This is a genomic window from Sandaracinus amylolyticus, assembly GCF_021631985.1.
GTDB classification, from domain to species: Bacteria; Myxococcota_A; Polyangia; order Polyangiales; family Sandaracinaceae; genus Sandaracinus; species Sandaracinus amylolyticus_A.
Window position 1 is genome coordinate 156,159 of the sequence record NZ_CP070225.1, and the last position, 26,876, is coordinate 183,034.

Genomic DNA, 26,876 nt, shown 5'->3' on the forward strand with positions numbered 1-26,876 from the left:
TGGTGTCACGCTCCGCAGGTCGGCGGGTCGCCGCCGGTCGGGCAGGGATCGTCGATGTCGCGGATGCCGTCGTTGTCGGTGTCGGGGCAGCCGCCGAGCGGCGGCGGGCCGGGGTCCGCGGGGCACGCATCGGCCATGTCCGGGAGGCCGTCCGCGTCGGTGTCCGCGCAGCCGCCGAGCTCGATCGGGCCGGGCTCCGCGGGGCACGAGTCGGCGTGGTCGGGGATGCCGTCTTCGTCGGTGTCGGGGCAGCCCTGGAGCTCGACCGGGCCGGGCGTCTCGGGGCACGCGTCGTGGCCGTCCTGGACGCCGTCGCCGTCGTGATCGGGGCATCCGAGCGCGGTCTCGGCGCCCTGCTCGTACGGGCACTCGTCGTCGGCGTCGAGCAGACCGTCGTCGTCCTCGTCGTGGTCGCAGGGATCGCCCTCCTCGTCGTCCGCCGAGTCGGGGCACGCATCGATCGCGTCGGGGTTGCCGTCCATGTCGCGATCGGGGAACGAGACCGGCGCGCGCTGCGCGGTGGCGCGCGTGTCGCCGACGCTGCGCGCGAGGAGCGACGCGACGTAGCCGTCGATGTCGGCGGTTCGCTGGAGGCGAACCGTCACGCCCGTCGCCGTGGCGTTGGGACGGAAGACGGCGAGCGCATCCGGCAGCTCGGGCAGTCGCGCGCTCCTGCGATCGGGCGGCATCAGCACGCGCCACGCGATGCCGGTGTCGCCCGCCGCGTAGTTGAACGTGGCGGCGACGGTGTCGACCTCGGGATCGTCGCCCACGGTCCACGAGACCGTCGGACGCTCGACCTCGGTCACGTTCGCGTCGATCTCGGGCACCTCGGGGAAGTCCGTGGCGTCGAACGAGACCGCGCCGAGCGTGGGGGTGGCGACGGACGCGGCGCGCGTGAGGCGGGTCGCGAACGCGCCGGTGCGCCACGAGATCGAGTGGCGATACGACTCGCCGAGCCCGGGGATCGCGGCGATCGACGCGGGCGCCTCCGCCGCGGTGAAATTCTGCGAGGCCGCGAGGATCTCGAACGTGTCGGGGGCCTGCGGGTACGCGCGGATGCTGAACGTGAGGTCGCCCTCGTCGAAGCCCGTCAGCGTGAGCGGGACGTTCTCGAGATCGGTGCGCCACGCGGGGAACGTCGCGTCGGCGTCGCCTTCGAGCCCGCGCAGCACCGAGTAGCCGATCACCGTGCCCTCGGCGTCGCGCGCGACCGCGACGAGGCTGTAGATGCCGTCGTCACCGATGCCGCACGGCGTGACGTGGAGCAGCTCGGTCGGATCCATCGTCGAGGCCTCGGCGCACTCGCCGAGCCCCGCGGTGTACGTCTCTGCGCCCTCGAGCGGTCCCGGCAGTCGCGCCGTCACCTCGGTGGCGCCGAGCCCGAGCTCGACCGGGACGCGCGCGCCCCGCGGCACGTCGACGAACGTGCTGAGCGAGACGCCGCCACCGATGAAGCCCGAGAGCACGGTGATCGTCGCGGTCTCCTCGGGCGGCTGCCAGCGCACGATGCCGTCGGGGTCGGCCGTGAGCGTCGCGAGGTACGAGCCGTCGTTCGAATGGGCGAGGACGAGCACGTCGGAGTCGCGCGGACCGACGAGCTCGACGCGGACGAGCTGCGAATCGGGGACTCCGGAGTTGCTGCAGGCGGCGAGCGCGAGGGCGGAGAGCGCGAGGAGCGGGCGGCGACGAAGATCTAGTATATCTGGAATCATCCGCTGATGGTACCCAAGTGGCGGACTCCGGTCGAGGGCTTGTGGTGGTGGCGCGGGACGCATGTCGAGCCGGTGGTCCGCTTCACGTTCTTCGCGCTGAGCTGTGCGCTGGTGGGATGCGTGCTCGATCCCATCGCCCTCGAAGGGCGGCGATGCCCATGCATCGAGGGTTGGGTCTGCGACGAGGAGCGCGACGTCTGCGTGGTGCGGCTCGAGCCGCGCCTCGATGCGGGCAGCGCGCCCGACGCGAGCGAGCCGATCGACGCGAGCGAGCCGATCGACGCGCACCCGCCGATCGACGCGCGCGCGCCGATCGACGCGCGTGAGCCGATCGATGCGCGCGACGAGATCGACGCGGGCGACCCCGTCGTGCCGAGCAATGTGGGCGGCGCGGTGTCGTTCGAGGACGGGCGCGCCGGGCTCTACGTCGGGGGCGACGAGACGTGGACCGTCGATCCCGACAACGGGATGATCGTCGTTCGCCCGAGCCAGACGACCGAGCCCTACGTGATGCGCGGGCCCGGCACCGGTGTCTCGGCGGGCGTGCGGTACGAGCAGGTCGCCGAGTACGGCGTGTTCGTCGTCCGCGCGCTCCACGTCGCGACGGGCGGGAAGCTCGTCGGTGCGCGCGGCGCCACGCGCGCGTTGATCCTGATCTCCGCGGGCGACGTGATCGTCGACGGTCGCATCTCGGTGAGCGCGGGCCCCGAGGGCCCGGGCCCCGGCGGCGCGTGGGGCGGACACGGTCGCGGCGGCGGTGGAGCGGGAGGCGGCGAGGCCGGCGCGAGCGCGGCGTTCGGCAACGATCGCGGCGGCGGCGGTGGCGGCGCGCTCGGCAGCGCGGGAGGCACGGGCGGCAGCGGTGCCCTCGGCGCGAACGGTGGTGTCGGAGGCGTCGTGTGGTGCGACGAGAAGCTCGTCCCGTTGTGCGCGGGCTCGGGTGGTGGCGCGGGCGCGGGCCCGAGCGACTCCGGCGGTCGCGGAGGTCACGGCGGCGGCGCGATCCAGATCACGAGCGCGACGCGCATCGACGTGCGCGGCGCGATCGACGCGTCGGGCGAGGGCGGCGCGGGCGGCACGGCGATGCGCGGCCGTCGCGGAGGCGCGGGCGGCGGGGGCGGATCGGGCGGGGCGATCCTGCTCGAGTCCGACGTGATCACGATCGGTGGAAGGCTCTCTGCGCTCGGCGGTGCGGGCGGACGCGGCGCGCGCTGTGACGACTGCGACGAGAGCGGCGGTGGCGGTGCGACCTACGACGGATCGCAACCGCCGCCGGCGCGCGGTCATGGCCCGGAGGGATCGGGCGGAGGCGGAGGCGCGGGCGCCGATCCCAACGGCGTCGCGCAGCGCGGGGGCGACGCGGATCGCGGCGGTGGTGGGGGCGGCGGCGCAGGGAGGATTCGAATCCTCACGACGTACGGTGACGAGCACTACGAGCCTGCGACGTTCTATCCGTCTCGCGCGACCGAGCTCACGACCGTCGGAATGCGCACGCGCCCCTGACGAAATCACGACTACGTCCTTGCGCGCGACGCGACTGGCGCACATCACTGGCAACATCATGCGTACCGACTCCACGACGCTGCGCCTCGCGTGCCCCCGCACGCGCGCCGTCGTGCGCGTGCGCGTGACGGCGTTCTACGGTCGCGACGCCGAGTCGCTCTGACCGCGGCGCGGGCTCGCCCGCGGCGTGGACGGTGTGCGCTCGAGGACGCGCGTTCCGTCGTGATCACGCCGCAGGTGGCCGCGTACGCGGTGCCGCGACCAGCCCTGCTCGCTCGAGCCCTCGCGGGCGAGCGTCGATGTTCTCCTCCGCGCGAGTGCCATGCAGACTGGCACTCTCGCGCGGCGACGGACGCGTGCGTCCGTCGTCGTTCCGAATCGAGACTCTCATGCTCCGTCATCTCCCCATCGAACGACTGCGCAACATCGGGATCGTCGCGCACGTCGACGCCGGAAAGACCACGCTCACCGAGCGGATCCTCTTCTACACGGGGCGGATCCACACGATCGGCGAGGTGCACCACGGCACCACCACGACCGACTCGGATCCCACCGAGAAGGCACGCGGCATCACCATCCAGGCCGCGGCGATCACCTGTGACTGGCGCGATCACCGGATCCAGCTGATCGACACGCCGGGCCACGTCGACTTCGGCATCGAGGTCGAGCGCAGCCTGCGCGTGCTCGACGGCGCGGTCGTGGTGATCGACGCGGTCGCGGGGGTGCAGCCGCAGACCGAGACGGTGTGGCGACAGGCGGACCGGCACGACGTGCCGCGCATCCTCTTCGTCAACAAGCTCGATCGTGCGGGCGCGAGCTTCGAGCGCGCGCTCGCGTCGATCGAGGCGCGTCTCGGCGCTCGCGTGGCGCCGGTCGCGCTGCCGATCGGCGAAGGCGAGGACTTCGTCGGCGTCGTCGATCCGATCCGACGTCGCGCGCTGATCTGGCGCGGCGAAGGAGACGGTCGTGTGTTCGACGAGGTCGCGCTCTCGGGCGCGCTCGCCGACGTCGCGGAGCGTGCACGCGCGCGCCTCGTCGATCTCTGCGCCGACGTGGACCCCGGCTTCGCCGAGGCCTACGTCGAGCGCGGGGACGCGGACGAAGTGACGTTCGTGCGCGCGCTGCGTCGCGGCACGCTGTCGCGCTCGTTCGTGCCGGTGCTCGCGGGCGCGGCCTACGCCAACAAGGGCGTGCAGCCGCTGCTCGACGCCATGATCGCGCTCCTTCCTTCGCCCGCGGATCGGCCTCCGGTGCGCGGTCGTGAGGGCGAGGAGCGCTTTCCCTCCGACGACGCGTCGCTCGCCGCGCTCTGCTTCAAGGTCGTGCACGACGACTGGGGGCAGCGCGCGTTCGTGCGCGTGTACTCGGGGACGATGCGACGCGGTGATCCCGTGCGTCTCGCGCAACGCGGCGAGCGCGTGCGGATCGGGCGGCTCGTGCGTGTGTTCGCGGCGTCCGTCGAGGACGTCGAGGAGGTGCGCGCGGGCGGCATCGCGGCGGTGCTCGGAGGATCGATCGCGAGCGGTGAGACGCTGTGCGATCCGGCGGCGGAGATCGTCCTCGAGGCGATCGACGCGCCGGCGCCGGTGATCACCGTCGCGCTCGAGCCGAAGACCCGCGGCGATCGTGATCGCATGGGGACTGCGCTCTCCCGCTTGTGCAGCGAAGATCCTTCGCTGCGCCTGCGCACCGATCCGGAGACCGGCGAGACCACGCTCTCGGGCATGGGCGAGCTGCACCTCCAGATCGCGGTCGAGCGGCTCGAGTCGACGCATCGCGTGAGCGTGCGCGCCTCGGCGCCGCGCGTGGCCTATCGCGAGACCGTCTCGCGCGTGGCCGAGCACGAGACGAAGCACGTGAAGATGAGCGGGGGTCCGGGTCAGTACGCGCACGTGCGCGTGCGGCTCGAGCCCGGCGCGCGCGGCACGGGCGTCGTGTTCGTCGATCAGGTGCGCGGCGGGGAGATCCCCGCGCAGTACGTGTCGGGCGTCGAGAAGGGCGTCCGGCTCGCGGCGGCGTCGGGCGTGCTCTCGGGCAGTCCCGTCGTCGACGTCGTCTTCACGCTGCTCGGCGGGTCGATCCACTCGAACGACTCGAGCGAGCTCGCGTTCCAGATCTGCGCCGAGCGCGCGTTCCGCGAGGTCATGCAGCTCGCGGGGCCCGTGCTGCTGGAGCCGGTGATGGAGCTCGAGATCGACGTGCCGGAAGGCACGGTGGGCAGCGTGATCGGCGACGTGGGCGCGCGTCGTGGTCGCGTGATCGCGCTCGAAGGCGAGGGCGATACGCGGCGCGTGCGCGCGCTCGCGCCGCTGGCCGAGCTCGCCGGGTACGTCGCGGCGTTGCGCTCGCTGACGCAGGGACGCGGGACCGCGTCGATGCGCCTCGAGGGCTACGCGGCGGTGCCGGAGAGCCTGGTCGCGAAGGCGATCGCGAAGGCATGACGTGAGTCGGACGAGGAGGGCCGCAAAGCCTTCCTCGTCCGACTCGTCGCATTTCGTGCGTCGATGAGCGTGATTGGAGCGCTGCAATCGAATTCGAGCGCTCACTGAGGAGCAGAGTCTCCAGCGGAGCAATCTTTGCGGCGCGCGGAACGAGCGCCGCTCTCCGACGAGCGCGAGTGCGTTCCTCCAAAGGAATCCGGCGATCCACTCGAGGGGCATGCGGGTTGCTCGGTTGCGAGCGCCCCCGACGTCGATTCGTGCGCTTCGACCCTGCGCGTGTGTCGTACCGAGGGCCTCTTCGCCTACTCGAGATTGCTCGGGGAGGGAGCTGCGTTTCGGACGGTCCAAGGAGGATATCGATGAGTGGAATGCGACTGGTAGGGATTGGCCGATGGTGTGTGTGTGTGGCGCTCTCGGCGCTCACCTTCGCGTGCGCGGCGGACGTCGGCTCCGATCTCGACGAGGACAGTGATCTGCTGCGACGAGGCGAGACGGGAAACGGGAGCCCGTCGGGAGGCAGCGAGTTCACGCTCAACGTCATCGGGGTACCGCGGGACAAGAGCCCGAATCTCACGGGCGGAGATGGGAGGCGGATCTTCATCGATCTCTTCGGTGAGAGTCGCATCCTGCTGAGCGAAGGCGATTTCGCCGTGCTCGATGCGAATGGCACCGACGGACAGGCGTCGTTCCAATTGCCGAGCCCCGATGCCGACGGTGACGGTGTGACGGAGTACTCGGTCTTCGCGCGTGCGCTCGGCACTCCGGGCGGCTCGGCGCGGATCACGACGTGTGGCACGGAGGTGACCACGGAGACCGAGATCTGCAGCGAGGAGAACATCGTGCTCGTGCGGAGCACCGGGCGCTCGCGGTTCGCGAACGTCTCGCGTGAGCTGCTCTTCGTGTTCGCCGATCTCGACGGTGACGGTGTCGTCGAGCGCATTCCGCTCTTCGACGACCGGCTCGAGGGGTTCCTCTGGCAGATCGACAATCAAGGGCTGCGGCTCGCGCAGCTTCGATTCGTCGAAGTGCCGACCGACGTGAACTGAAGTGGGGAGAGGACGCGGCGCGTGAAGAGCGCGTCCGCGTCCTGCTCGTCCGTCCTCCACGTTCTTGCGATCCGCGGCGATCGCTGATGCGATCCGGTGCATGCAGGCTCCGTCGACGCCGATCCTCAATCCCACCGCTCGCCGCACACGCGAGCGCGCCGGCTTGCCCGTCGTTCGCGGCGCGTTCCCGATCGTCGGTCATCTGCCTGCGCTCGCGAGCGATCCACTCGGCCTCGATCGACTCGGCGAGCGCGAGGTCGGCCCGGTGTTCTGGACCGAGGTCGGGTTCGGCAAGTGGCAGCTCCGCTGCTTGCTGCCCGAGTCGTTCGACCTGTTCAAGAACGTGCAGACGAGCTCCGACTACGTCTCGGAGTCCGTGCCCGATCTCTTCGGCCGCAGCCTGATCACGCTCGACGGCAAGCCGCACCGCCACGCACGCTCCGTGATGGGCCCGGCGTTCACGCCGAAGGGCCTGTCGTCGGCGAAGGTGGGCGCGCTCTTCGCCGAGATCATCGAGCGGCACGTGCAGGGCTGGATCGATCGCGGCGCGATCACCACGCTCGCGTCGACGCGCGAGCTCGTGCTCGCGCTCATCCTGCGGATGCTCGGGGTGCCGGAAGGCGATCTCGGCGAGTGGAGGCGCGACTACGAGGAGCACATGCTCCTCGGGCTCAACGTGCCCATCGATCTGCCGGGCCTGCCCCGGCGTCGCGGCCTCGTCGCCAAGAAGCGCCTCGATGCGCGCATCGGAGCGCTGGTCCGCGCGGCGCGCGCAGGGAGCGACACCACGATCCTCGCCCAGCTCGCGCGCGCGAAGGGCGAGAACGGAGAGCCGCTCGACGAGGCCGAGCTGCTCGACAACCTGCGCCTGCTGATCCTCGCCGGCCACGAGACGACCGCGACCGTCGTCGCGTGGTCGCTCGCGATCCTCGCGGAGCGACCCGCGCTGCTCGAGCGCCTCCAGGCCGAGGCGACCGCGGCGTCCGACGTGCCGCGCGCGCCCGGCGATCTCCGCGCGTTCCCGTTCACCGAGGCGCTCTTCCGCGAGGTGCTGCGCCTCCATCCGCCGGTGGCCCACGACGCGCGTCGGGTGGTGGTCGATCTCGACCTAGGCGGTCGTCGCGTGCCCGCGGGGACGATCGTCGCGATCTCGATCCAGCACCTCTCGCGCAGCCCGGCGTCCTACGACGACCCCGACTCGCTCGCGCCCGAGCGCTGGATGCGGAAGACACAGCCGCCGACGCCGCTCGAGCTCGTGCAATTCGGCGGTGGGCCGCACTTCTGCCTCGGCTACCACGTCGCGTGGCTCGAGGTCGTGCAGACGCTCGTGATCCTCGCCCGCGCGCTGCACGCACGCGGCGTTCGCCTCGCGCTCGACGGACCCTTCCCGCGCGCGCGGCACTTGCCGCTGCGCCATCCCGAGCCCGCCGCGCGCATCCGCTTCGTGCTCGCCTGAGCGCTCACCAGAGCAGCAGCGCGGCGCGGATCGCGAGCGCGAGCAGCACCAGCGACGACACGAAGAAGAGCACGAAGCGCGCTTCGATCTTGTTCACCGTCGCCTGGAAGACGCTGTGCGCGACGCGCAGCGCGACGTACGCCCACGCGAGCCCTGCTTCGAGCGCGCCGTCGGCGCCCATCACCGCGAGCGAGATCGTGGTCGCGTAGAAGATCGTCGGCTGCTCGAAGAGGTGGTTGTAGTTGTCGGCCTTCCAGCGCACGACGGACGGCAGCGTGGACATCTGCTCGCCGCGCGGCGCGTCCGGGTCGAGCTTCATCCCGGCGCGACGGATCGCGGGGATGCGCGTCACGTACATCCAGGCCCACATCACGAAGGTCCAGAGGACGAGCGCGATCGTCGGTCGCAGCAGCGTGGTGCTCATCGGTCTCGGAATGTTCGCCGATGCCCCGAGCGCGCACACGTTCCTTGCGATCGGTGGTGATCACTGCTGCCATGCCGGCCATGTTCGACCAGGAGCGCGTGTCTTGAGCCCGATCTTGAATCCGCTCGCGCGGCGGACACACGAGCGCCACGGCTTGCCCGTGATCCGCGGCGCGTTCCCGGTGCTCGGCCACCTGCCGGCGCTCGCGAGCGATCCGCTCGGGCTCGACCGCCTCGCCGAGCGCGAGATCGGGCCCTTGTACTGGACCGACACCGGCTTCGGCCGGTGGCAGCTGCGCTGTCTCGCGCCCGAGTCGTTCGATCTGTTCAAGAACGTGCAGACCAGCTCCGACTACGTCGGCGAGACCCTGCCCGACCTCTTCGGGCACAGCGTCATCACGCTCGACGGCAAGCCGCACCGACACGCCCGCGCGGTGATGGGCCCGGCGTTCACCCCGGGCGGGCTCTCCGCCGCGAAGGTGGGATCGCTCTTCGCCGACATCATCGAGCGTCACGTGCACGACTGGATCGATCGCGGCGTGATCACCACGCTCGCGTCGACGCGCGAGCTGGTGCTCGCGCTCATCCTGCGCATGCTCGGCGTGCCCGAGCGCGATCTCGAGGTGTGGAGGCGCGACTACGAGGATCACATGCTCCTCGCGCTCGGCGTGCCGATCGATCTGCCGGGCACGCCGCGGCGCCGCGGCCTCGACGCGAAGGCGCGCCTCGACGCGCGCATCGGTGCGCTGGTGCGCGAGGCGCGCGCGGGGAGCGACACCACGATCCTCGCGCAGCTCTCGCGCGCGAAGGACGAGCACGGCGAGCCGCTCGCCGACGCCGAGCTCCTCGACAATCTTCGTCTCCTGATCCTCGCGGGGCACGAGACGACCGCGACGGTGGTCGCGTGGCTCGTCGCGTATCTCGCGGAGTCCCCGGCGTTGCTCGAGCGCCTCCAGACCGAGGCGATCGCCGCGAACGACGTGCCGCGTACGCCCGCCGATCTCCGCTCGTTCCGCTACGCCGAAGCGCTCTTCCGCGAGGTGCTGCGCCTGCAACCGCCGGTGGCGCGCGATGCCCGGCGCGCCGTCGTCGATCTCGAGATCGCGGGACGACGCGTGCCCGCGGGGACCATCGTCGCGATCCCGATCGAGCTCCTCTCGCGCAGCGCGCGGACCTACGAGGATCCCGACTCGTTCGTGCCCGAGCGCTGGCTCGGCAAGACGTCGCCGCCGACTGCGCTCGAGCTCGTGCAGTTCGGCGCCGGGCCGCACTTCTGCCTCGGCTACCACGTCGCGTGGATGGAGGTCGTGCAGACCGTCGTGATCCTGGCGCGCGCGCTGCGCTCCCGCGGTGTGCGCCTCGCGCTCGCCGGTGCGTTCCCGCGCGTCCGGCACCTGCCGCTGCGGCACCCCGAGGCTTCGTCGCGTGTGCGCTTCGTGCGTGCGTGACGGGCCCAACAACCTGAATCGTTTCCGCCTGTTATGCGGACGACCAGTGCATCGCCGGCGGCTCGCCGCGCGTGCCTCGCGGCGCTGAGCGGGCGACGAGTCGCCGGACGGAGCGTGTCGGCTTGCGTGTGCGCGGCCGGCGTCGAATGACGGGCGCGCATGGCAGCGGTCCTCGAGATGAACGTCGCGCGGTGGGAGCGCGAAGGGCGCGTGGTCCTCGACGGCGTGCGCCTCACGATCGAGCGCGGTGAGCACTGGGTGATCCTCGGACCGAACGGTGCGGGGAAGAGCTCGCTGCTCTCGATCCTGACGGCGTACGAGTGGCCCACCGAGGGCGTCGTGCGCGTGCTCGGCGAGACGTACGGGCGCTGCGACATGACCGCGATGAAGCGGCGCATGGGCATCGTGAGCGCGACGCTCGGCGCGTGGCTGCGTCCCGAGGACGTCGCGGAAGAGGTCGCCGCGTCCGGGCTCTACGCGCTGATCGGTCCGTGGCGCACCTACGACGACGAGGATCGCCGTCGCGGTCGCGAGGCGCTCGCGCGGCTGCGTGCGCAGGCGCTGGCGGGACGTCCCTACGGGCGCCTCTCGCAGGGAGAGCGGCAGCGCGTGCTCATCGCGCGAGCGCTGGTCGGCGCGCCCGATCTGCTCGTGCTCGACGAGCCCTGCGTGTCGCTCGATCCGAGCGCGCGCGAGCGTTTCCTCGACGACGTCGAGCGTCTCGTCGACGAGGGCGGACCGACGACGCTCGTGGTCACCCACCACGTCGAGGAGATCCCCCGCTTCGTCACCCACGCGCTGGTGCTGCGAGAAGGACGCGTCGTCGCGAGCGGGCCGATCGATCGCGCGCTCACGAGCGCGACGCTGAGCGAGGCGTTCGGCGCCCCGTGCACGCTCCACCGCGACGCGGGTCGCTTCCGTCTCGCGATCGGGCGCTGATCACGCCGGCTCGACCGAGTACAGCTGCTTGTGCCCGCGCGCCTCGTACGTCGCGCGCGCGCACTCCGCCGCGAAGCGCGAGTCGAACGTGTGCATGACCGCGCGGATCCCGTTGTCGTCCTGGCGCGCGAGGCGCCAACGCTGGGGCAACACCACGCGCTCGTACGTCGTCCCGCCATCCGCGCGCCACGTCACTCCACCGGGCAGCGCGACGTGGAAGAGCACGTGATCGACGTCCGCGTCGTTCGCGAGGATCGATGCGATCTCGGGCATCTCCCCGAGCGGGTGCACGCAGCACACGGCGGCGCGGCACCCGCACGGCCACTCGAACGCCCACTCCTCGAACGGCCCGATCCCGTCGAGATCACCCTCGTGGTGCGGCGGCCCGAGCGCCGCGTGCAGCGCGTCGTGTCCGATCGCGACGCACGCGGCGTGGGGCGGTGCTGCAACGCGGCCGAGGGTCTCACCGGGCTCGAGCCGCCGCCCGGGCCATGACTCCCACTTGCTCATGCCGCGACGCTGAGGTCGCTACGAGCGTGGGGCGAGCCTTCAGCTCGTCGACCAGCGCACGCGCAGCTGGACCGTCACCCGCGTCACGCCCGGCTCGATCGGCGTCGCCTGCGCGCTGTCGGCCGCCATGCGCGCCTCCATCATCATCGGGCGCGGCCCGTCGTCGATCGCCACCTCTTCGATCGCGATCGGAGCGCCGAGCTCGACGCCCGCGAGCCGTGCGAGCTGCTCGGCCGTCGCGCGCGCACGCTGCATCGCCTGCTCGCGCGCTTGCGCGCGCACCGCGGCGGGATCCGAGACCTCGAACTGGATTCCGTCGAGGCGCACCAGATCACCGCCCGCGCCGACCGCGGCGTCGATCGTCGCCGAGAGCCGCGCGACGTCGGTCACGCGCACGTGCACCGCGTTGCGGACCGTGTATCCGAGCAGCCGCTGGCCCTGGTCCGTGTACTCGTACTCGGGGCTCACGGAGAGCGAGTCGGTCTGCACGTCGGCATCGCCGATCCCGTTCGCACGCAGCGCGTCCAGCACGCGGCGCTGCGCGTCGGCCGCCGCGTCGCGCGCCTCGGCGACGGTCGGGCGGCGCGCCTCGACGCCGACGTGGAACCGAGCGCGATCGGGCCGGGCCTCGGCCTCGCCCCGCTCCGACACCAGGATCCCGTGCTCGCTCTCGCGCAGCACGAGCGTCTCGCCGGAGCGGAGCGATCCTCCACACGCGACGCACACGAACGACACGACCACGAGCAGAACGATCAGAGCGCGATCCACGATGAGTGCCTCCTTCGAAGGTCGCGCAGAGTGACGTGCCCGCCATCGCGGTCCTTCACGCACCCAAGATCTTCGTGGCGGCCGTGTAGCGCCGGGAATTCATCGCAGAGAAAGAGATGCCGCTGAGGAGAGCAGGAGTTGCAGAGGGATTCGCTCGAAGAGCAACTTCTCCTTCCCTCCTGAACACTCCTGCTCTCCTGAGAGATTGGTGTGCGGGACGAGCCGTTCGGCGGGGGCTCAGCACTCGATGACGTTGAGCGCGAGGCCACCGCGCGCGGTCTCCTTGTACTTCGTGCTCATGTCCGCGCCGGTGGCGCGCATCGTCGCGATCACCTTGTCGAGCGACACGTGGTGCTTGCCGTCGCCCTGCAGCGCGAGACGCGCTGCGTTGATCGCCTTGATCGCGCCCATCGCGTTGCGCTCGATGCACGGCACCTGCACGAGCCCGCCGATCGGATCGCAGGTGAGCCCGAGGTTGTGCTCCATGCCGATCTCGGCCGCGTTCTCGACCTGCTCGGGGGTGCCGCCCAGCACTTCGGCGAGGGCGCCCGCGGCCATCGAGCACGCGACGCCGACCTCGCCCTGACAGCCGACCTCGGCGCCGCTGATCGACGCGTTGCGCTTGTAGAGCGAGCCGATCGCCGCGGCCGTGAGAAGGAAGCGCACCATGCCGTCGTCGTCGGCGTTCGGCACGAAGCGCCGGTAGTACATCATCACCGCGGGGATGATCCCGGCCGCGCCGTTCGTCGGCGCGGTCACGACGCGCCCGCCCGCCGCGTTCTCCTCGTTCACCGCGAGCGCCCAGAGATCGACCCAGTCGAGCGCGATCATCGGGTCGTGCTCGCCGCGCACGTTCGCGCGCAGCTTGCGGTGCAGCGCGGCCGCGCGCCGCCTCACCTTGAGACCTCCAGGTAGGATCCCCTCGCGCCCACAGCCGCGCTCGATGCAGCCCTGCATCGTCGCCCACACGCGCAAGAGGCCCTCGCGCACCTCGCGCTCGCTGCGCAGCGCGCGCTCGTTCTCCATCATCAACGTCGCGATCGAGAGCCCGCGCTCGGCACAGCGCGCGAGCAGCTCGGCGCCGCTCGCGAACGGATGCGGCACGTCGGTCGCGGCGTGCACGCCGGGCCCTTCGGCGACGCCCTCGGGCGTGACCACGAACCCTCCGCCCACCGAGTAGTAGATGCGCTCGTGCAGCACCTCGCCGCGCGCGTCCTCGGCGCGGAAGCGCATGCCGTTCGAGTGCAGCGGCAGGCGCTCGCGGCGATGGAAGACGAGGTGCTCGCGCGGATCGAACGTGATCGTCGAACCACCGTGCAGGCGCAGCGTGCGCTCGCGCTCGATGCGCGCGACGCGCGAGGGCACCGCGTCGACGTCGACGAGGTCGGGCTCGTCGCCCTCGAGGCCGAGCATCACCGCGACGTCGGTGCCGTGGCCCTTGCCGGTGTGGCCGAGCGATCCGTGCAGCGCGACGCGGACCGTGGCGACGCGCGGTGCGACGCCCGCCTCGACGACGCGCTCGCAGAACCGGCGCGCTGCGCGCATCGGGCCGACGGTGTGGGAGCTCGAAGGACCGATGCCGATCTTGAAGAGATCGAAGGCGCTGACGAACGACACCACAGCAAGCTAGCAAAGCGTCGCGCGCACCGTCGAACGTCGATGTGGTGCGCGCTCACGCTCCGAGCGAACGGCTCACGCGTGCGTGCGAACGCGCACCCTGTGGTGCCCACGTGCGGTCCATAGTCGCGCCGATGCGACCGGCCCCGATGGCGATCACGCTCCTCCTCCTGCTGACCAGCGCGTGCGGCGACGACGACGCCGTGGGCACACCCGACGCAGGCGGGACCGACGCGGGCTCGGGCCTCGACGCAGCCACGATCGACGCCGGCCGCGAGGACGCGGGCGAGGACGAGGAGCTCGACTCCGGTGCGCCGGATGCCGGCGAGGGCGATGCCGGCGACACCGATGCGGGCGCGATCGATGCCGGCGCGAGCGACGCGGGCGCGAGCGACGCGGGCACCGACGCCGGCAGCACGCCCGACTCGGGCATGGTCCGCACGCCGCTGCTCGTGCAGTGGTGCCCGATCTCGGGATCGACGCCGGCGGGCGCGTACCGCGGCACGCTCGCGTCGAGCCTGAACGAGGTCACCACGTCGTGCGGCGGGGGCTCGGCGCCCGGCCGCGATGCGGCGGTGCGCATCGAGCTCGCGCCCGGCGCGACCCTCGGCGCGACGTACCGCCACGCCGGCGACGGCATCCTCTCGCTGGTCGACAGCTGCCCGGCGATCCCGACCTGCCTCGAGGCCGGCCTCTCGTCGTCGAGCGGCGAGACGCTCTCGTGGACCAACACCGGCGCGACCTCGAACCCCGTCTATCTGATCCTCGACAGCGACGCGCTCGACGGGCCGCAGACGTTCGAGCTCGATCTCGTGATCACCGCGCCCTGACGACGTCGCCCCACGGGCGCGGTCGCGAGCGCGTCCACGTCACGTCGCTGCCCGGCGGGGCGAGCTCGTAGTCCCACTCGATCACGCGCACGAAGCGCGGCGCCACGCCGTCGAAGGGATCGCGCTCGAAGAGCGCGAGCACCGGGGCGCGTCGCTCGACCAGCGCGATCTGGAGCGCGCGCACCCAGGGCGCGCCTTCCGGCCCGGTGAGCGCGGCGAACCACGACATCCAGTCGAGCCGCGGCATGTGCGTGAGCGTGATCGGCAGGCCCTCGGCGAGATCGTCGCCGGGCTTGTCGCGGAAGTCGTAGGCGACCCAGGTCTCGCCATCGAGGCTGCCTTCGATCACGAGCTCGGGGCGCTCGGTCGTCATGTCGGCGAAGAGCCCGTACGAGCTGGTCGCCCAGAGGGCCTGGGTGCGCTCCATCAGCGTCGCGATCCCGTCGCGCACCGGCGCGCCGAGCGAGCTCGCGAATTGCGCGATCTGCAGCACGATCAGCAGCGACGCGATCGCGGAAGGGATGACGACCTGCCACGGTCGCACCGCCGCGACGCCGGGCGCCTTCCATCGCGCGGGGAGCACACGATCGAGCATCGCGTCGTCGGGCAAGGGCACGCAGAGCGCGATCGCGAGCAGGTTGAAGAACCCGTAGTTGCCGGTGATCGCGATCATCCCCTGGAGCACCACGAAGCCGGCGAACGCGATCGCCCGCGCACGTCGTCCCGCGAGCACGAAGAAGGGCAGCGCGAGCTCGATCACGAACGTCAGGATCGCGCCGAGCGTGTGCGTCCATCGCGGCCCGGCGTGCATCCACGGCGAGAGCGGGTTCGGCAGCGGCTGTGTCTCGTAGTGGTACGAGAGCGCGCTCAGGTCGCGCCACACCTCGTCGCCGGCCCACTTCACGATCCCGCTCGCGAGCATCAGCCGCGCGACGAGCAGCCAGATCGCCCAGCGCGCGACGTGCGGTGGCTCGCTCGCCCGCGCCGGGGTCGCGAGCACGGTGCGCCACGGCGAGACCAGCGCGGTGAGCCACAGCGTCTCGATCAGCAGCGTGTCCCACTGGAGCGGGAAGAACGGCGATCCGACGTGGACGATCGACACGTACCCGAGCGCCGCGATCACCGCGCTCGGGCCGGGGAGCACACCGAGCGCGAGCATCAGCGACGCGAGCTCGCCGATCACGCAGAGCGCGCTCAGCGCGCCGTCGCCCGCGCCGGTCGAGAGCAGGAGCGAAGGGCGCGTCCACCAGACCTCGTCGCCGAGCACGCTCTGCAAGCGCGCGAGGCGCGGGCCGAGCGGGAGGATGCCCTCTTCGCCGAAGAGCCCGTGGATCTGCGCGTGCGCCGAGACGAACGCGCCGAGCGACGCCGCGCCGACGAGGCGGGCGAAGAGCCACGTCGATCTCGCGTACGAGCTACGCACGTTCGATCAGCGCGCGCGTGATCGCCGGGACGTACTGCGTCGCGGTGCCGCGCAGCACGGCCGCGCTGGAGAGGCGCTCGGCGATCTGCGTGAACGGGCTCTCGTCCTGGTTCACCACGAGCATCGGCACGCGCCGGTGCGCCGCGACGTTCACGATGTGGCTCGGCAGCGTCGTCGCGCCCGAGGTGCCGATCACCACGACGAGCGACGCCCGCCGCACCGCGTCCATCGAGCTCTCGAAGCGGAAGAGCGGCTCGTCGTAGCTCTCGTCGAACCAGAGCACGTGCGGGCGCGACCACCGTCCGCGCCCACAGCACTGCAGGAGCGCGCGCTCCGCGTCGTCGATGCGCCGCGTCTTCGGCCACTCGAGCGCGATGCCCGCGGGGATCTCGCGGATGCGCGGGTGCTCGTCCTCGCACCGCAGGTAGTCGATGTTGCCGTGGATCTGGAAGGTGCGCGCGAGCGTGTTGCCCGCGCGCAGGTGCAGCCCGTCGACGTTCTGGGTGACGAGCAGGAAGCGATCGCCGAGCGCGCGCTCGAGCTCGACCAGCGCGAGGTGTGCCGCGTTCGCGCTCGCGGCGCGACACACGCTGCGCCGATAGAGGTACCAGGCCCAGACCTCCTCGGGCATGCGCGTGAACGCGTCGTAGGTCGCGAGCTCCTCGGCGCGATAATTCTTCGAGCCGATCGTCCAGTAGCCCTCGGGGCCGCGGAACGTGGGGATGCCGCTCTCCGCCGAGATCCCCGCGCCGGTGAGGAAGAGCAGCGGGCCCTCGCGCGAGAGCGCGTCGTCGAGCAGCGCGAGCACCTGCGGTTCGAGCGTCATGGGTCGATCCTACAGAAAGCGCGCGCTCGGGACCGGGCCGCCGAGGCGCTGGTGCCATCGCTGTCCGCTCGCGCGATGGAGGCCGAGCCGGTACGCCTCGGGCAGCGAGGCGAGGGCGCGCGCGATCGCGATCACCCGATCGCGCGACGTGACGCTCTCGTCCTCCGACTTCGTCGCGAGGATCTCCGCGGCGAGCGCGTCGTCGCTGCGCGGATCGGGTGAGGCGCGCGTGATCTGCTGGGTCGCGGGATCGACCTCCATCGCGCCGCCGGTCCACGGGTGCGTGATCGACTGGTAGAGGATCGTCGTCACGTCGGGCGCGTACGCGAGGGGCTCGGTCCAGCACGAAGCGTGGGCGAAGAGCCGCTGTCCCGGCGCGTGCATGTGCATCGCGCGGAGGAACGTCGAGTCCTCGATCGCCTCGAGCGACCACACGACCACCAGCCCCTCGCCGCGCTCGACGCCGGCGCTCCAGTCGATGCACGGCACGCCGAGCCGCGTCGCGGTGGCGCGCGCGAGGATGCGGCTCGCACGATCGGGCGCCGCGATCACGCGCGAGGGGCGCTCGATCACGGTCACGAGCCGCTCGATGCCTTCGCGCATCAGCGGGGGCGAGTCCTGCACGAACGCGTAGCGGCCGCGCATCGGGTGATCGTGGCCGTGCGGCGACTCGTGCAGCAGCAGCGATCCCGAGAGCACCGCGTGCCACGCGGTGAGCGAACGATCGTCGAGCGTGATCTCCGCCGCGATCAGCGCGCCCGCACGCGCGAGCATCCCTTCCAGCGCGCGACGCATGAACACGATGCGCTCGTCGTCGAGACCTGCGAGCAGCGCCACGCGCTCCCGCGGCACCTCGAGCTCGCCGCTCATGATCCAGTGGAACCCGCTCAGGTACGCGCAGAACGGGTCGCGCTCCGGCGTGCCCGATGCGTCGAGCAGCAGCGCGGCCTCGCCGCTCCGCATCAACCGCTCGAGCGCGGTCGCGAGCTCCGACACGATCGCGGACTGTCCGGGCGCGAGGCGGTTCGCGCGCGCGAGCATCGTCGCCGCGAGATCGAACTGGCTCTGCTCGTAGAGCCCGTAGCCCGCGTCGTAGAGCGCGCGCACGTCGTCGGGCTCGCGTGCGATCTTCGCGATCGTCTCCGCGAGCGGCCCCGCGCCGAAGCGTCGCGAGAGCTCCGCGAGCAGGGTCGCCGCGCGCGCGAAGAGCGCGCGATCGTCGAGCCCGGTCGCTGGGTATCCCGCCACCGCGCGCAGCGCTCGATACGCGCCCTGTACGTCGTTCGCCGCGAGCTGCCGCTCCGCCTCTTCGAGCTCGTTCATGGCGCGCAGCATCGCACGCTGAACACGGCGCGCGCCCGAGCGTCTATGCTCGCGTCACGATGCGGGCCCGCTTCGTCTCTTCCTTCGCAGTCGTGTGTCTGCTGCTCGCGCCCTCGCTCGCGCGAGCGCAGCGCAACCTCGACGTGGAGCGCTTCGCGCCCGCGCCCGACGGCGACGGCTTCCTCACGATCCCCGGCACACGCACGCCCGGCCCGTGGCGATGGAACGTCGCGCTGTGGCTCGGCTACGCGCACGAGCCGCTCACGGTGCGCCTCGCCGACGGATCGAGCGTGCCCGCGGTCGAGAACCGCTTCGGCGGCGATCTGCTCTTCCAGCTCGGCATCCTCGGCCGCTTCGCGGTGGTGATCGACGCGCCGATCGTGCTCTACCAGGACGGCGAGCCGCAGGTGATCGACATGCGCGGCCCACTGCAGACCGTCGCGCTCCGCGATCCCCGCATCGCAGTGCGCGCGCGCCTGCTCGGCGAGGACGCGACCGAGGAGCGCGAGCGCCACGAGGGCGAGGGCCTCGCGATCCAGATCGCGACCACGGTGCCGATCGGCCACGAGGACACCTACGCGGGCGAAGGCAATCCGCAGCTCGACGGCGCGCTGCTCGCGGACTTCCACCTGCTCGATCTCGGCGTCGGCGGCATCGTCGGCGTGCGCCATCGCTTCGCCGAGCCGACGATCCTCGGGGTCCCCTTCCGCAACGAGCTCTACTTCGGGCTCGGCCTGCAGGTGCCCGCGTTCTTCGTCGAGGATCTCTTCGCGCTCGCGGAGGTGAACGTCGCGACCGATCTCGAGAATCCGTTCGGCGACGAGGCGAGCACCTACGTCGAGTGGCTGCTCGGTGTGCGCGGCCGTCCGGTGCGCGACCTCGAGCTCTCGCTCGCGGGCGGCACCGGGCTCACCGGCGGCGTCGGCACCACGGCGTTCCGCGTCGTCGCCGGCGTGTCGTGGGCCCCGCGCTTCCACGATCGCGATCACGATCAGATCGGCGACGACGACGACGAGTGCCCGACGTTGCCCGAGGACCTCGACGAGCACCTCGACGAGGACGGCTGCCCCGAGCCCGACAACGACGGCGATCTGGTGCCCGATCTCGACGATCGCTGTCCGAACGAGGCCGCGGACTTCGGCAGCGACAACGACGACGACGGCTGCAACGATCCGCAGCTCGATCAGGACGGCGACGGGGTGCTCGACGCGAGCGACACCTGCCCCGCGATGGCGGAGGACGCCGACGGCCACGACGACGGCGACGGCTGCCCCGACCTCGACGACGACGGCGACGAGGTGCCCGACGATCGCGACGCGTGCCGCGCCGAGCCCGAGGATCGCGACGGCGCGAGCGACGACGACGGCTGCCCCGATCTCGACGACGACGGCGACGGGATCCCGCAGGGCGAGGATCGCTGCGAGGGCGCGGCCGAGGATCGCGACGGAGTCGACGACGCCGATGGCTGCCCCGACGTCGACGACGATCGCGACGGCGTGCTCGACGCGAGCGACACCTGTCGCGATCGCGCCGAGGACGTCGACGGGCGCGCCGACGACGACGGCTGCCCGGAGCCCGGCGGTCGCGCGGCATGGCGCGTCGAGGGCACGGCGGGCACCGCCGATCGTGTGATCACCGGCAGCGCCCCGCGCTTCGCGGCGGACGGAACGATCGCGCCCGGATCGAGCGCGGCGATCGATCAGCTCGCGCGTCTGGTGATCGCGTCGTGGGGCACCCGCGCACGCGTCGCGATCGGGGGTGCCGCGGACGAGGCCCGCGTGGCGGGGCTGCGTGCGGCGCTGATCGCCCGCGGTGTGAGCGAAGGTGCGATCGACGTCGTGGCGGATCCCTCCGTGCGCGGCCTGCGCGTGACCTTCACGCCGTGATTGCGCGGACATGCATGGCGATACGGAGCGCACGATCGTCGGCGTCGACGTGGGAGCGTGGCGCACCGTTTTCGGTCCGAGCCGTTGACGACGACGATCGCGGGAGAGACGCTTCATCGTCGATGGCGGTCCGGCTTCCGTCCCTCGCGCGGACGACCCGAGGCGTCCTCCTCGCAGCGCTCGCAGCGATCTTCGTCGCGGCGATCGCGATCGCGCCGCTGCGCGCGCAGGATCGGACGACGGTGCTCCGCGTGCTCCGTGAGAGCCGCGACTTCCGCGCGCGCGTGCGTGCCGCGATGGCGCTCGGCGCGAGCGCGGATCCCGCGATGGCGGGGCCCCTCGCAGGGGCGCTCTCCGATGCATCGCCCGCGGTGCGCGCGGCCGCGGCGGAGGCGCTCGGTCGGCTCGGCAACCCGGACGCGCTGCCCTCGCTGCGCAGCGCGCTCGTCGATCGCGAGCGCGAGGTGCGCGACGCGGCGGGCCGTGCGATCCGCGCGATCGGCGGATCGTCGTCGAGCGCGTCGTCGTCGACCACGCCGCCGCCCGCGCACGATCCGCTGCGCATGCCCTCGGTCGAGGTGGTGCCGCGGGAGCGCGACGTCGACTGGGGATCGGTGCGCTACGTGGTCGTGCTCGGCGACATGCAGAACCGCAGCGGCTTCACCCACGAGCGGCTGCAGTCGATGCTCTCGTCGGAGGTGCACCGTCACCTCCTCGTGCTCCGCGGCGTGGCGGCGCTGGACGCGGTGTCGCCCGACGCCGATCGCGAGATCGCGCGCCGGCGCCTTCCGCGCATGCGCCTCGAGGGATCGATCACACGCGTGCAGCGCCAGGCGCACGGGCGCGATCTGCAGGTGCGCTGCGAGGTCGCGTTGATGCTGATGGACGAGCCGGGGCGCAGCATCCGTGCGGCGCTCAACGGCGCGGCGACCGGGATGGAGCGGGCGTCGGCGTCGCGGGCGCAGCAGGAGGCGCGGCTCGCGGAGCAGGCGCTGCAGGGTGCGGTGCGCAGCGCGATGAGCGGCGCGGCGCGCGCGATCACCGCCAGCGTGAGGTGACGAAGTCGCACGGCGCCCCAGGGCAGTTGCCGGGCACCCGACGGCGGTTGCCGGGCATTGGACGGCGGTTGCCGGGCACCGGACGGCGGTTACACGGCACCGGACGGCGGTTACACGGCACCGGACGGCGGTCACACGGCGCCCGACGGCGGTCACACGGCGTCCGACGCTGGTTGCACGGCGCCGGGTCGCGCTAGATTCCGCCGCCGTGCGCCGCCTCCTCTTCCTCTTCGCCCTCGCGCTCCTCCCCTCGATCGCCTCGTGCACGCCGCAGGGCGATCCCGGCATCGGCGCGGAGGGCCTCACCGACGACTTCGAGCGCGAGGAGCTCGGCGAGCTCTGGCACAACACCGGGGCGAGCTGGCGGATCGTCGACGGGCAGCTGAACATCCGCAACGCGCGCAACCGCCCGCTCTGGCTGCGCCGCACGCTCCCGCGCGACGTGCGCATCGAATTCGACGTGCGCAGCGAGAGCCCCGACGGCGACATCAAGGTCGAGATCTTCGGCGACGGCAGCTCGCGCGCGACGACCGAGAGCTACACCGCGACGAGCTACGTCGTGATCTTCGGCGGCTGGAGCAACAGCATGAACGTGCTCGCGCGCATGGACGAGCACGGCGCCGATCGTGTCGTGGGCGCGCGCCGTCGCGTCGAGCCGGGCCGCACCTATCGCATGCGCATCGAGCGTCGGGGCTCGCGCATCACCGCGTGGGTCGACGACGAAGAGCTGGTCTCGATGGACGATCCGCGCCCGCTCGAGGGCCCGGGCCACGATCACTTCGCGTTCAACAACTGGCAGGTCGAGCTCTGGTTCGACAACCTGCGGATCACCCCGCTCTGAGCTCCCGGGGGAGGCTGCGCGCCTCCCCTCTCGACCCCTCGAGCTGCGCGCGGGTCCCCACCCGCTTGCGATGTGTGCGGCGTCGCCGCGCGTGCACGTTCCAGCGCTGTCGGATCCGCGACAAAGCCCCGCGATCCATCTCCCGCGCCTGCCCTCGTCCGCGATACAGTGAACCCGCTGTACCGATGAGCCCCGGGGAGTACGAGCAGCTCTTGCACGATGCCGAGGTCCGTCTCGCGCGTCTGAAGTCGCTCTACGAGCAGTACTTCCAGGGCATCGAGAAGCTCGAGCCGGCGATCCCGCGCAAGGAGCTCGAGCGCGTGCTCGACATCCTGCGCAAGAACCAGCCGCGCAACACCGCGCTGCGGTTCCGCACCCAGATGCTGATCGCGAAGTACGGCACGTACGTGACGTACTGGCAGCGCATCGCGCGACAGATCGAGGAGGGCACCTACCGTCGCGACGTCGTGCGCGCGCAGCAGCGACGCCAGCGCGACGAGGCACGCAAGCGACGCGCGAAGGACGACGACGAGGCCGAGACGCCCGGTGCGTGGGAGCTCGACGTCGACGTCGACGAGGTCGAGGACCTCAAGAATTTCTCGTTCGACGACAGCGACGTCGACGCGATCCTCGGGGCGCTCGGTCCCGCGACGCGCGAGCCCAGCGTGCCGCCGCCCGCGCCGCGTCGCCTCTCGCCGTTCGGCTCGAGCATCCCGCCGCGCCCGAGCCCCGCCGCGAGCGATGCGCTGCGTCCGGCGCCGCTCCCCGCGTCCGCGCCGCTCCCCGCGCCGGCGCCCGCGATCACGCCGAAGCCTGCGACCGCGACGTTCGCGAAGCCGGTGAGCGCGACCTTCGGCAAGCCCGGCACCGCGACGTTCGCGAAGCCCGCCGCCGCGCCCAGCGCGAGCGCGCCGACGCCTCCCACGCCGCCCGGCTCCGCGCCCCGCGCGATCCCCCAGCCCCCGCCGCGTCCTCCCGTTGCTGCGGCGCGCCCTCCGGTCGTGCCCCCGCCTCCGCGCGACGGCCTCGACGACGCGAACATGCGCCGCCTCTACGATCGCTACGTGGAAGCGCGCCGCCGCAACAACGAGCGCGTCGACAACGTGCGGTACGAGACGCTCGCGCAGAGCGTGGAGCAGATGCTCCCGAAGCTCCGCGAGAAGCACGGTGATCGGAAGATCGACTTCGACATCGTCGTGCAGAACGGCAAGGTCGGGCTCAAGCCGAAGGTCGGGTGAGATCGCGATGGATCGCAGGTTCGTGCTCGCTGGGCTGGCGCTCTCCCTGATCTCGTGCGGCGACGATCCAGCACCGATCGTGCTGGAGCCGTGGGATCCACCCGAGCAGCCGTGGGTGCGCTCCGATCGCACGCGCTTCCGCGACGACGCCGATCGTGTGCTCGTGTTCCGCGGCATCAACGCGCGCGTCGAAGGGCTCTTCGACGTGACGTTCGACGACGGTCGCCTGCCGCTCGAGGAGATCCCCGCGTTCACGATCGACGACGCGCGGCGCATGCGCGCGCTCGGGCTCAACGCGCTGCGCCTGCCGATCAACTGGTCGGGCATCGAGCCGGTGCAGGGCGAGTACTCCGAGGCCTATCTCGAGCGGCTCGAGGAGGTCGTCGAGCTCTGCCGCCAGGCCGGCGTGCACGTGATGATCGACTTCCACCAGGACGCGTACTCGAAGGAGATCGGCGAGGACGGCGCGCCGCTCTGGGCGATCCATCCGCCGCCCGACGAGCTGCTCGGCGGACCGCTCGGGGATCTCGAGGCGCGACGCACGAGCGAGCAGGTGCTGCGCGCGTTCGAGGGCTTCTTCGACACGCGCGACGAGGACACGACCGACGTGATGCTGCAGGCCGCGTACTTCGCGATGGCGCGGCACGTCGCGGAGCGCTTCGCCGACGATCCCTGGGTGCTCGGCTACGACCTCTACAACGAGCCGATCGCCGACGATCGCCTGCTCGCCGACTTCCACGCGCGCATGGCCGCGGAGCTGCGCGAGGTCGACGATCGCCACGTGATGTTCTTCGAGCCCAACTCGGTGCGGAACCTGACCGAGATGGGCCCGCGCGCGTCGGCGCCGTTCCCCGACGACGGCGGCGCGTACGCGGTGCACCTCTACACGCTCGCGTTCCGCGATCCGCGCAACGAGCTCGACACGGTCACGCTCGAGCGGCTGCGACCCAACGTCGAGCGCGGGCTCATGGAGGCCTCGCTCTTCGGCGTGCCGATGTTCGTGGGCGAGTGGGGCATCCGTCCCGACTCGCCGGGCTCGGACGACTACGTGCGCTTCATGCACGAGCTCTTCGACGAGACGTTCACGAGCGCGACGGTCTGGCTGTGGAAGGAGAATTCCCAGGGGAGCTGGGGCTTCCACGACTACGACCCCGAGGGCGGCGCGTTCACCGAGCGCGACGCGGTGGTGCGCGCCCACGCGCGCGTCTACGCCGAGGCGGTCGCGGGCGAGCCGATGTCGATGCGCTACGACCTCGACGCGCGACGCTTCGAGCTCGTCTACGAAGGACGCGCCGACGACGCGCCGAGCGTCGTGTACGTGCCCGACGCGTCGTACTTCGCGTCCTCGTTCGCCGTGCGCTGCGATGGTCGCGCGATCGAGCCCACCCCCGCGCGCGACGCGGCGACGGGCCGCGTGGAGATCGTGTGCGGCGGCCCGGGCCGGCGCACCGTGGTGCTCGAAGCCACCGAGTGACCTTCCCTTGCGATCGGTGGGGCGCGCACCGAGAGGATCGGAATGCGCCGCCCCGTGTCTGCAGCACGCATCGCGCTGGTGTCGGTCGTCGTCGTGCTGGCGCTGGCGATCGGGGGCGGGATCGTGCTCGCGTCGATCGATCAGCGCGCGCTGACGGAGCGCGTGGTCGAGCGGGTGGTGGCGAGCGCGTCGGAGAGCCTGGGGCGAGAGGTCACGTTCGAGGGCGCGCGTGGGCGGCTACTGCCCGATGCACGCGTGACGATCAGCGGACTGCGGATCGCGGGCCGGCCCGGTGAGCCGCCGCTCGTCGAGGTCGACGAGCTCCAGGTGCACCTCCGCACGTGGCCGATCCTGCGCTCGCTCGGGCGCGAGGTCGCGATCCGCGAGATCGCGGCGGTGCGGCCCACCGTGCGGCTGATCCGCGACGCCGAGGGGAGCTGGAGCTTCGAGGGGCTCGGTCGGGAGCGCGCGCGCGGCGCCGAGACCGAGGTGACGCTCGCGCGGATCGCGACGGTCGACGGAACCGTCGACGTGATCGATCGCAGCGCGCCGGGCGAGACCGCGGTCGCGCTCACGGACCTCGATGCCGAGGCCGAGATGCAGGGCCGATCGCTCTCGCGGCTCCGGGTGCGGACCGCGCTCGCGAGCGATGCGCAGAACCTCGACGTCGACCTCACGTTCGAGCACGGGCGCGAGGGCGTCGCGCATGCGAGGGAGGACGCGGGGCTCCCGCCGGTGCGAGGATCGATCGCGCTCCGCGACGCCGATCTCGTGCGGCTCGGCGGCGTGATCCCGGCCGGCGTGGCGCGCGTGCTGCGCGGTGGCCGCGTCGACGTCGAGGCGGACGTCGCGACGCAGGACGACGGGATCTACGAGCTGCGCGGCGACGCACGGCTCTCGGGGGTGCGCATGCGCGGAGGCGAGCCGGCGCAGGGCGCGATGCGCGTGATCGCGCGCGTCGATCCGGAGTCGCCCGAGACGTTCCGCGCGGTGATCGAGCGCGCGTCGCTGCGAGGCCCGGGGATCGAGCTCGCGGGCTCGGGCACGTTCACCGCGAAGCCGCGGAGCGTGACCTTCGAAGCGTACGGGCCGCTCCTCGATCTCGACGTGCTGCTCGCCGCGCTGCCCGAGGGCGAGCAACGAGCGGACGACGCGCCGCGGGCCGTCGTGCCGGCCGGCGTGCGGCGCACGCTCGAGGACACGACCGCGCGCGGCACGCTGCGCTTCGGGCGCGTGGTGAACGGGCCGCTCGAGCTCGAGGATCTGACGGCGAGGGCGCGGCTGCGCGCCGGCGTGCTCGAGCTCGAAGCGGGCGAGGCGAAGCTCTATGGCGGGCGCATCGTCGCGTCGGGGACCAGCGTCGATCTCGGGCCCTCGGTGCCGACGTGGACGCTGCGCGCGCGCCTCGAGAGCGTCGACGTGGCGTCGATGACGCGCGACGTCTCGGGGGACGAGCCGCTGATCGGACGGCTCGACGGGCGCATCGACGCGAACGGCGCGGGCGCGAGCTGGGATCAGGTGCAGGCGAGCGCCGCAGGATCGGGCGTGGTCGAGCTGCACGACGGAGTGCTCACGACCGGCGATCTCGGCGCAGGCGTCGCGACCGCGGTCGGGGAAGCGCTGCGCCTCGCCGGGCGCGGGAGCGCGAGCGTGGACGAGGTGCGCGGCGGGCGGACCGATCTCGGCGATCTGCGCATGACGTTCCGGATCGAGCAGGGCTCGGTCGTGCTGCGCGAGCCGCTGACGGTGCAGGCGCCGTTCGGTGCGGCGCGGCTCGACGGACGCATCGGCCTCGATCGCTCGCTCGATCTCTCGGGCACGGCGGTGCTCTCGCCGGAGTTCGTCGACGACGTCGCGAGCGTGCGGCCCGCGGGCCCGATCGAGGTGCCGCTCTCGATCGGCGGAACGCTGACCGACCCGCAGCTCTCGCTCTCGTCCGAGGCGCTCGCCTCCGCGCTCTCCGAGACCGCTCTGCGCGAAGGGGCGCGCGCGCTCGAGCAGGAGCTCGGCGACCGCGCGGGAGAGGGCCTGCGCGAGCTCCGACGGCGCATCCCGGTCCCCATCCCCGGCTTCTGAGCGGAAGCAGCGCGCCTCCCCCGAGGCGCGTGCTC

General features: G+C 72.2%; 21 protein-coding genes. 13 read left to right on the forward strand and 8 right to left on the reverse strand.

Annotated elements, in window-relative coordinates:
• Nucleotides 1-5: 5 nt before the first annotated feature.
• Nucleotides 6-1,577, reverse strand: coding sequence for a thrombospondin type 3 repeat-containing protein (locus I5071_RS00655; RefSeq protein ID WP_236519912.1), 1,572 nt, complete (start codon nucleotides 1,575-1,577; stop codon nucleotides 6-8).
• A gap of 144 nt (nucleotides 1,578-1,721) precedes the next feature.
• Between I5071_RS00655 and I5071_RS00660 the strand changes: the two genes are divergently transcribed.
• From I5071_RS00660 to I5071_RS00675, 4 genes are all read left to right on the forward strand, one after another.
• Nucleotides 1,722-3,218 (forward strand): hypothetical protein, encoded by a 1,497-nt coding sequence (locus I5071_RS00660; protein ID WP_236519913.1) that lies wholly within the window; start codon nucleotides 1,722-1,724, stop codon nucleotides 3,216-3,218.
• A 389-nt stretch (nucleotides 3,219-3,607) separates the two neighbouring features.
• Nucleotides 3,608-5,659, forward strand: a complete 2,052-nt coding sequence (fusA, locus tag I5071_RS00665) for an elongation factor G (RefSeq protein ID WP_236519914.1) — start codon at nucleotides 3,608-3,610, stop codon at nucleotides 5,657-5,659.
• 257 nt (nucleotides 5,660-5,916) lie between these two features.
• Nucleotides 5,917-6,705, forward strand: coding sequence for a hypothetical protein (locus I5071_RS00670; protein WP_236519915.1), 789 nt, complete (start codon nucleotides 5,917-5,919; stop codon nucleotides 6,703-6,705).
• 100 nt (nucleotides 6,706-6,805) lie between these two features.
• A complete protein-coding gene (locus I5071_RS00675) occupies nucleotides 6,806-8,161 on the forward strand; it encodes a cytochrome P450 (RefSeq protein WP_236519916.1) in 1,356 nt (451 codons plus the stop codon).
• Nucleotides 8,162-8,165: 4 nt separating this feature from the next.
• Here I5071_RS00675 and I5071_RS00680 read toward each other — a convergent pair whose 3' ends face one another.
• The gene (locus I5071_RS00680) at nucleotides 8,166-8,585 is read right to left on the reverse strand and encodes an MAPEG family protein (RefSeq protein ID WP_236519917.1); all 420 of its coding nucleotides are present in this window, start codon (nucleotides 8,583-8,585) and stop codon (nucleotides 8,166-8,168) included.
• Between the two features lie 103 nt (nucleotides 8,586-8,688).
• Here I5071_RS00680 and I5071_RS00685 point away from each other — a divergent pair, with 103 nt between their 5' ends.
• The gene (locus tag I5071_RS00685; protein ID WP_236519918.1) at nucleotides 8,689-10,032 is read left to right on the forward strand and encodes a cytochrome P450; all 1,344 of its coding nucleotides are present in this window, start codon (nucleotides 8,689-8,691) and stop codon (nucleotides 10,030-10,032) included.
• Between the two features lie 159 nt (nucleotides 10,033-10,191).
• On the forward strand, nucleotides 10,192-10,971 hold the full coding sequence (locus I5071_RS00690) for an ABC transporter ATP-binding protein (protein ID WP_236519919.1): 780 nt from the start codon (nucleotides 10,192-10,194) through the stop codon (nucleotides 10,969-10,971).
• On the opposite strand, the gene I5071_RS00695 is transcribed toward I5071_RS00690, so the two are convergent.
• From I5071_RS00695 to I5071_RS00705, 3 genes are all read right to left on the reverse strand, one after another.
• Nucleotides 10,972-11,481: a hypothetical protein gene (locus I5071_RS00695; protein WP_236519920.1), complete on the reverse strand. Its 510-nt coding sequence runs from the start codon at nucleotides 11,479-11,481 to the stop codon at nucleotides 10,972-10,974. It lies immediately after the preceding gene.
• 39 nt (nucleotides 11,482-11,520) lie between these two features.
• Nucleotides 11,521-12,249, reverse strand: a complete 729-nt coding sequence (locus tag I5071_RS00700) for an SIMPL domain-containing protein (protein ID WP_236519921.1) — start codon at nucleotides 12,247-12,249, stop codon at nucleotides 11,521-11,523.
• A gap of 237 nt (nucleotides 12,250-12,486) precedes the next feature.
• The gene (locus I5071_RS00705; RefSeq protein ID WP_236519922.1) at nucleotides 12,487-13,866 is read right to left on the reverse strand and encodes an L-serine ammonia-lyase; all 1,380 of its coding nucleotides are present in this window, start codon (nucleotides 13,864-13,866) and stop codon (nucleotides 12,487-12,489) included.
• A gap of 134 nt (nucleotides 13,867-14,000) precedes the next feature.
• Between I5071_RS00705 and I5071_RS00710 the strand changes: the two genes are divergently transcribed.
• The gene (locus I5071_RS00710) at nucleotides 14,001-14,696 is read left to right on the forward strand and encodes a hypothetical protein (protein WP_236519923.1); all 696 of its coding nucleotides are present in this window, start codon (nucleotides 14,001-14,003) and stop codon (nucleotides 14,694-14,696) included.
• Here the strand turns inward: I5071_RS00710 and I5071_RS00715 are convergent.
• Genes I5071_RS00715 through I5071_RS00725 form a run of 3 tightly spaced genes read right to left on the reverse strand, consistent with a single transcriptional unit; the run spans nucleotide 14,683 to nucleotide 18,268 of the window.
• Nucleotides 14,683-16,119 carry a lipase maturation factor family protein gene (locus tag I5071_RS00715; RefSeq protein WP_236519924.1) on the reverse strand — a complete coding sequence of 479 codons (1,437 nt, stop codon included), beginning with the start codon at nucleotides 16,117-16,119 and terminating at the stop codon, nucleotides 14,683-14,685. The two genes, I5071_RS00710 and I5071_RS00715, sit on opposite strands and share 14 nt — an antisense overlap.
• A complete protein-coding gene (locus I5071_RS00720; protein ID WP_236519925.1) occupies nucleotides 16,112-16,945 on the reverse strand; it encodes an SIR2 family NAD-dependent protein deacylase in 834 nt (277 codons plus the stop codon). Before I5071_RS00720 ends, I5071_RS00715 begins: the two co-directional genes overlap by 8 nt.
• A 9-nt stretch (nucleotides 16,946-16,954) precedes the next feature.
• The gene (locus I5071_RS00725) at nucleotides 16,955-18,268 is read right to left on the reverse strand and encodes a hypothetical protein (RefSeq protein WP_236519926.1); all 1,314 of its coding nucleotides are present in this window, start codon (nucleotides 18,266-18,268) and stop codon (nucleotides 16,955-16,957) included.
• 59 nt (nucleotides 18,269-18,327) lie between these two features.
• Here I5071_RS00725 and I5071_RS00730 point away from each other — a divergent pair, with 59 nt between their 5' ends.
• From I5071_RS00730 to I5071_RS00755, 6 genes are all read left to right on the forward strand, one after another.
• The gene (locus I5071_RS00730) at nucleotides 18,328-20,154 is read left to right on the forward strand and encodes a hypothetical protein (protein ID WP_236519927.1); all 1,827 of its coding nucleotides are present in this window, start codon (nucleotides 18,328-18,330) and stop codon (nucleotides 20,152-20,154) included.
• Between the two features lie 122 nt (nucleotides 20,155-20,276).
• On the forward strand, nucleotides 20,277-21,212 hold the full coding sequence (locus tag I5071_RS00735) for a HEAT repeat domain-containing protein (RefSeq protein ID WP_236519928.1): 936 nt from the start codon (nucleotides 20,277-20,279) through the stop codon (nucleotides 21,210-21,212).
• Between the two features lie 208 nt (nucleotides 21,213-21,420).
• Nucleotides 21,421-22,053 carry a family 16 glycoside hydrolase gene (locus I5071_RS00740; protein WP_236519929.1) on the forward strand — a complete coding sequence of 211 codons (633 nt, stop codon included), beginning with the start codon at nucleotides 21,421-21,423 and terminating at the stop codon, nucleotides 22,051-22,053.
• A 185-nt stretch (nucleotides 22,054-22,238) separates the two neighbouring features.
• Nucleotides 22,239-23,291, forward strand: a complete 1,053-nt coding sequence (locus I5071_RS00745; protein WP_236519930.1) for an MXAN_5187 C-terminal domain-containing protein — start codon at nucleotides 22,239-22,241, stop codon at nucleotides 23,289-23,291.
• A 7-nt stretch (nucleotides 23,292-23,298) separates the two neighbouring features.
• The gene (locus tag I5071_RS00750; protein ID WP_236519931.1) at nucleotides 23,299-24,765 is read left to right on the forward strand and encodes a cellulase family glycosylhydrolase; all 1,467 of its coding nucleotides are present in this window, start codon (nucleotides 23,299-23,301) and stop codon (nucleotides 24,763-24,765) included.
• A 54-nt stretch (nucleotides 24,766-24,819) separates the two neighbouring features.
• Nucleotides 24,820-26,841, forward strand: coding sequence for an AsmA family protein (locus I5071_RS00755; protein ID WP_236519932.1), 2,022 nt, complete (start codon nucleotides 24,820-24,822; stop codon nucleotides 26,839-26,841).
• Nucleotides 26,842-26,876: the final 35 nt, after the last annotated feature.

What these genes read in the sequence shown, in the direction of transcription:
- fusA (WP_236519914.1), top strand. Translation starts at nt 3,608, where the DNA reads ATGCTCCGTCATCTCCCCATCGAACGACTGCGCAACATCGGGATCGTC.
- I5071_RS00730 (WP_236519927.1), top strand. Translation starts at nt 18,328, where the DNA reads ATGCGGGCCCGCTTCGTCTCTTCCTTCGCAGTCGTGTGTCTGCTGCTC.
- I5071_RS00710 (WP_236519923.1), top strand. Translation starts at nt 14,001, where the DNA reads ATGCGACCGGCCCCGATGGCGATCACGCTCCTCCTCCTGCTGACCAGC.
- I5071_RS00695 (WP_236519920.1), bottom strand. Translation starts at nt 11,481, where the DNA reads ATGAGCAAGTGGGAGTCATGGCCCGGGCGGCGGCTCGAGCCCGGTGAG.
- I5071_RS00750 (WP_236519931.1), top strand. Translation starts at nt 23,299, where the DNA reads ATGGATCGCAGGTTCGTGCTCGCTGGGCTGGCGCTCTCCCTGATCTCG.
- I5071_RS00735 (WP_236519928.1), top strand. Translation starts at nt 20,277, where the DNA reads ATGGCGGTCCGGCTTCCGTCCCTCGCGCGGACGACCCGAGGCGTCCTC.
- I5071_RS00660 (WP_236519913.1), top strand. Translation starts at nt 1,722, where the DNA reads ATGGTACCCAAGTGGCGGACTCCGGTCGAGGGCTTGTGGTGGTGGCGC.
- I5071_RS00745 (WP_236519930.1), top strand. Translation starts at nt 22,239, where the DNA reads ATGAGCCCCGGGGAGTACGAGCAGCTCTTGCACGATGCCGAGGTCCGT.
- I5071_RS00720 (WP_236519925.1), bottom strand. Translation starts at nt 16,945, where the DNA reads ATGACGCTCGAACCGCAGGTGCTCGCGCTGCTCGACGACGCGCTCTCG.
- I5071_RS00680 (WP_236519917.1), bottom strand. Translation starts at nt 8,585, where the DNA reads ATGAGCACCACGCTGCTGCGACCGACGATCGCGCTCGTCCTCTGGACC.
- I5071_RS00675 (WP_236519916.1), top strand. Translation starts at nt 6,806, where the DNA reads ATGCAGGCTCCGTCGACGCCGATCCTCAATCCCACCGCTCGCCGCACA.
- I5071_RS00725 (WP_236519926.1), bottom strand. Translation starts at nt 18,268, where the DNA reads ATGAACGAGCTCGAAGAGGCGGAGCGGCAGCTCGCGGCGAACGACGTA.
- I5071_RS00690 (WP_236519919.1), top strand. Translation starts at nt 10,192, where the DNA reads ATGGCAGCGGTCCTCGAGATGAACGTCGCGCGGTGGGAGCGCGAAGGG.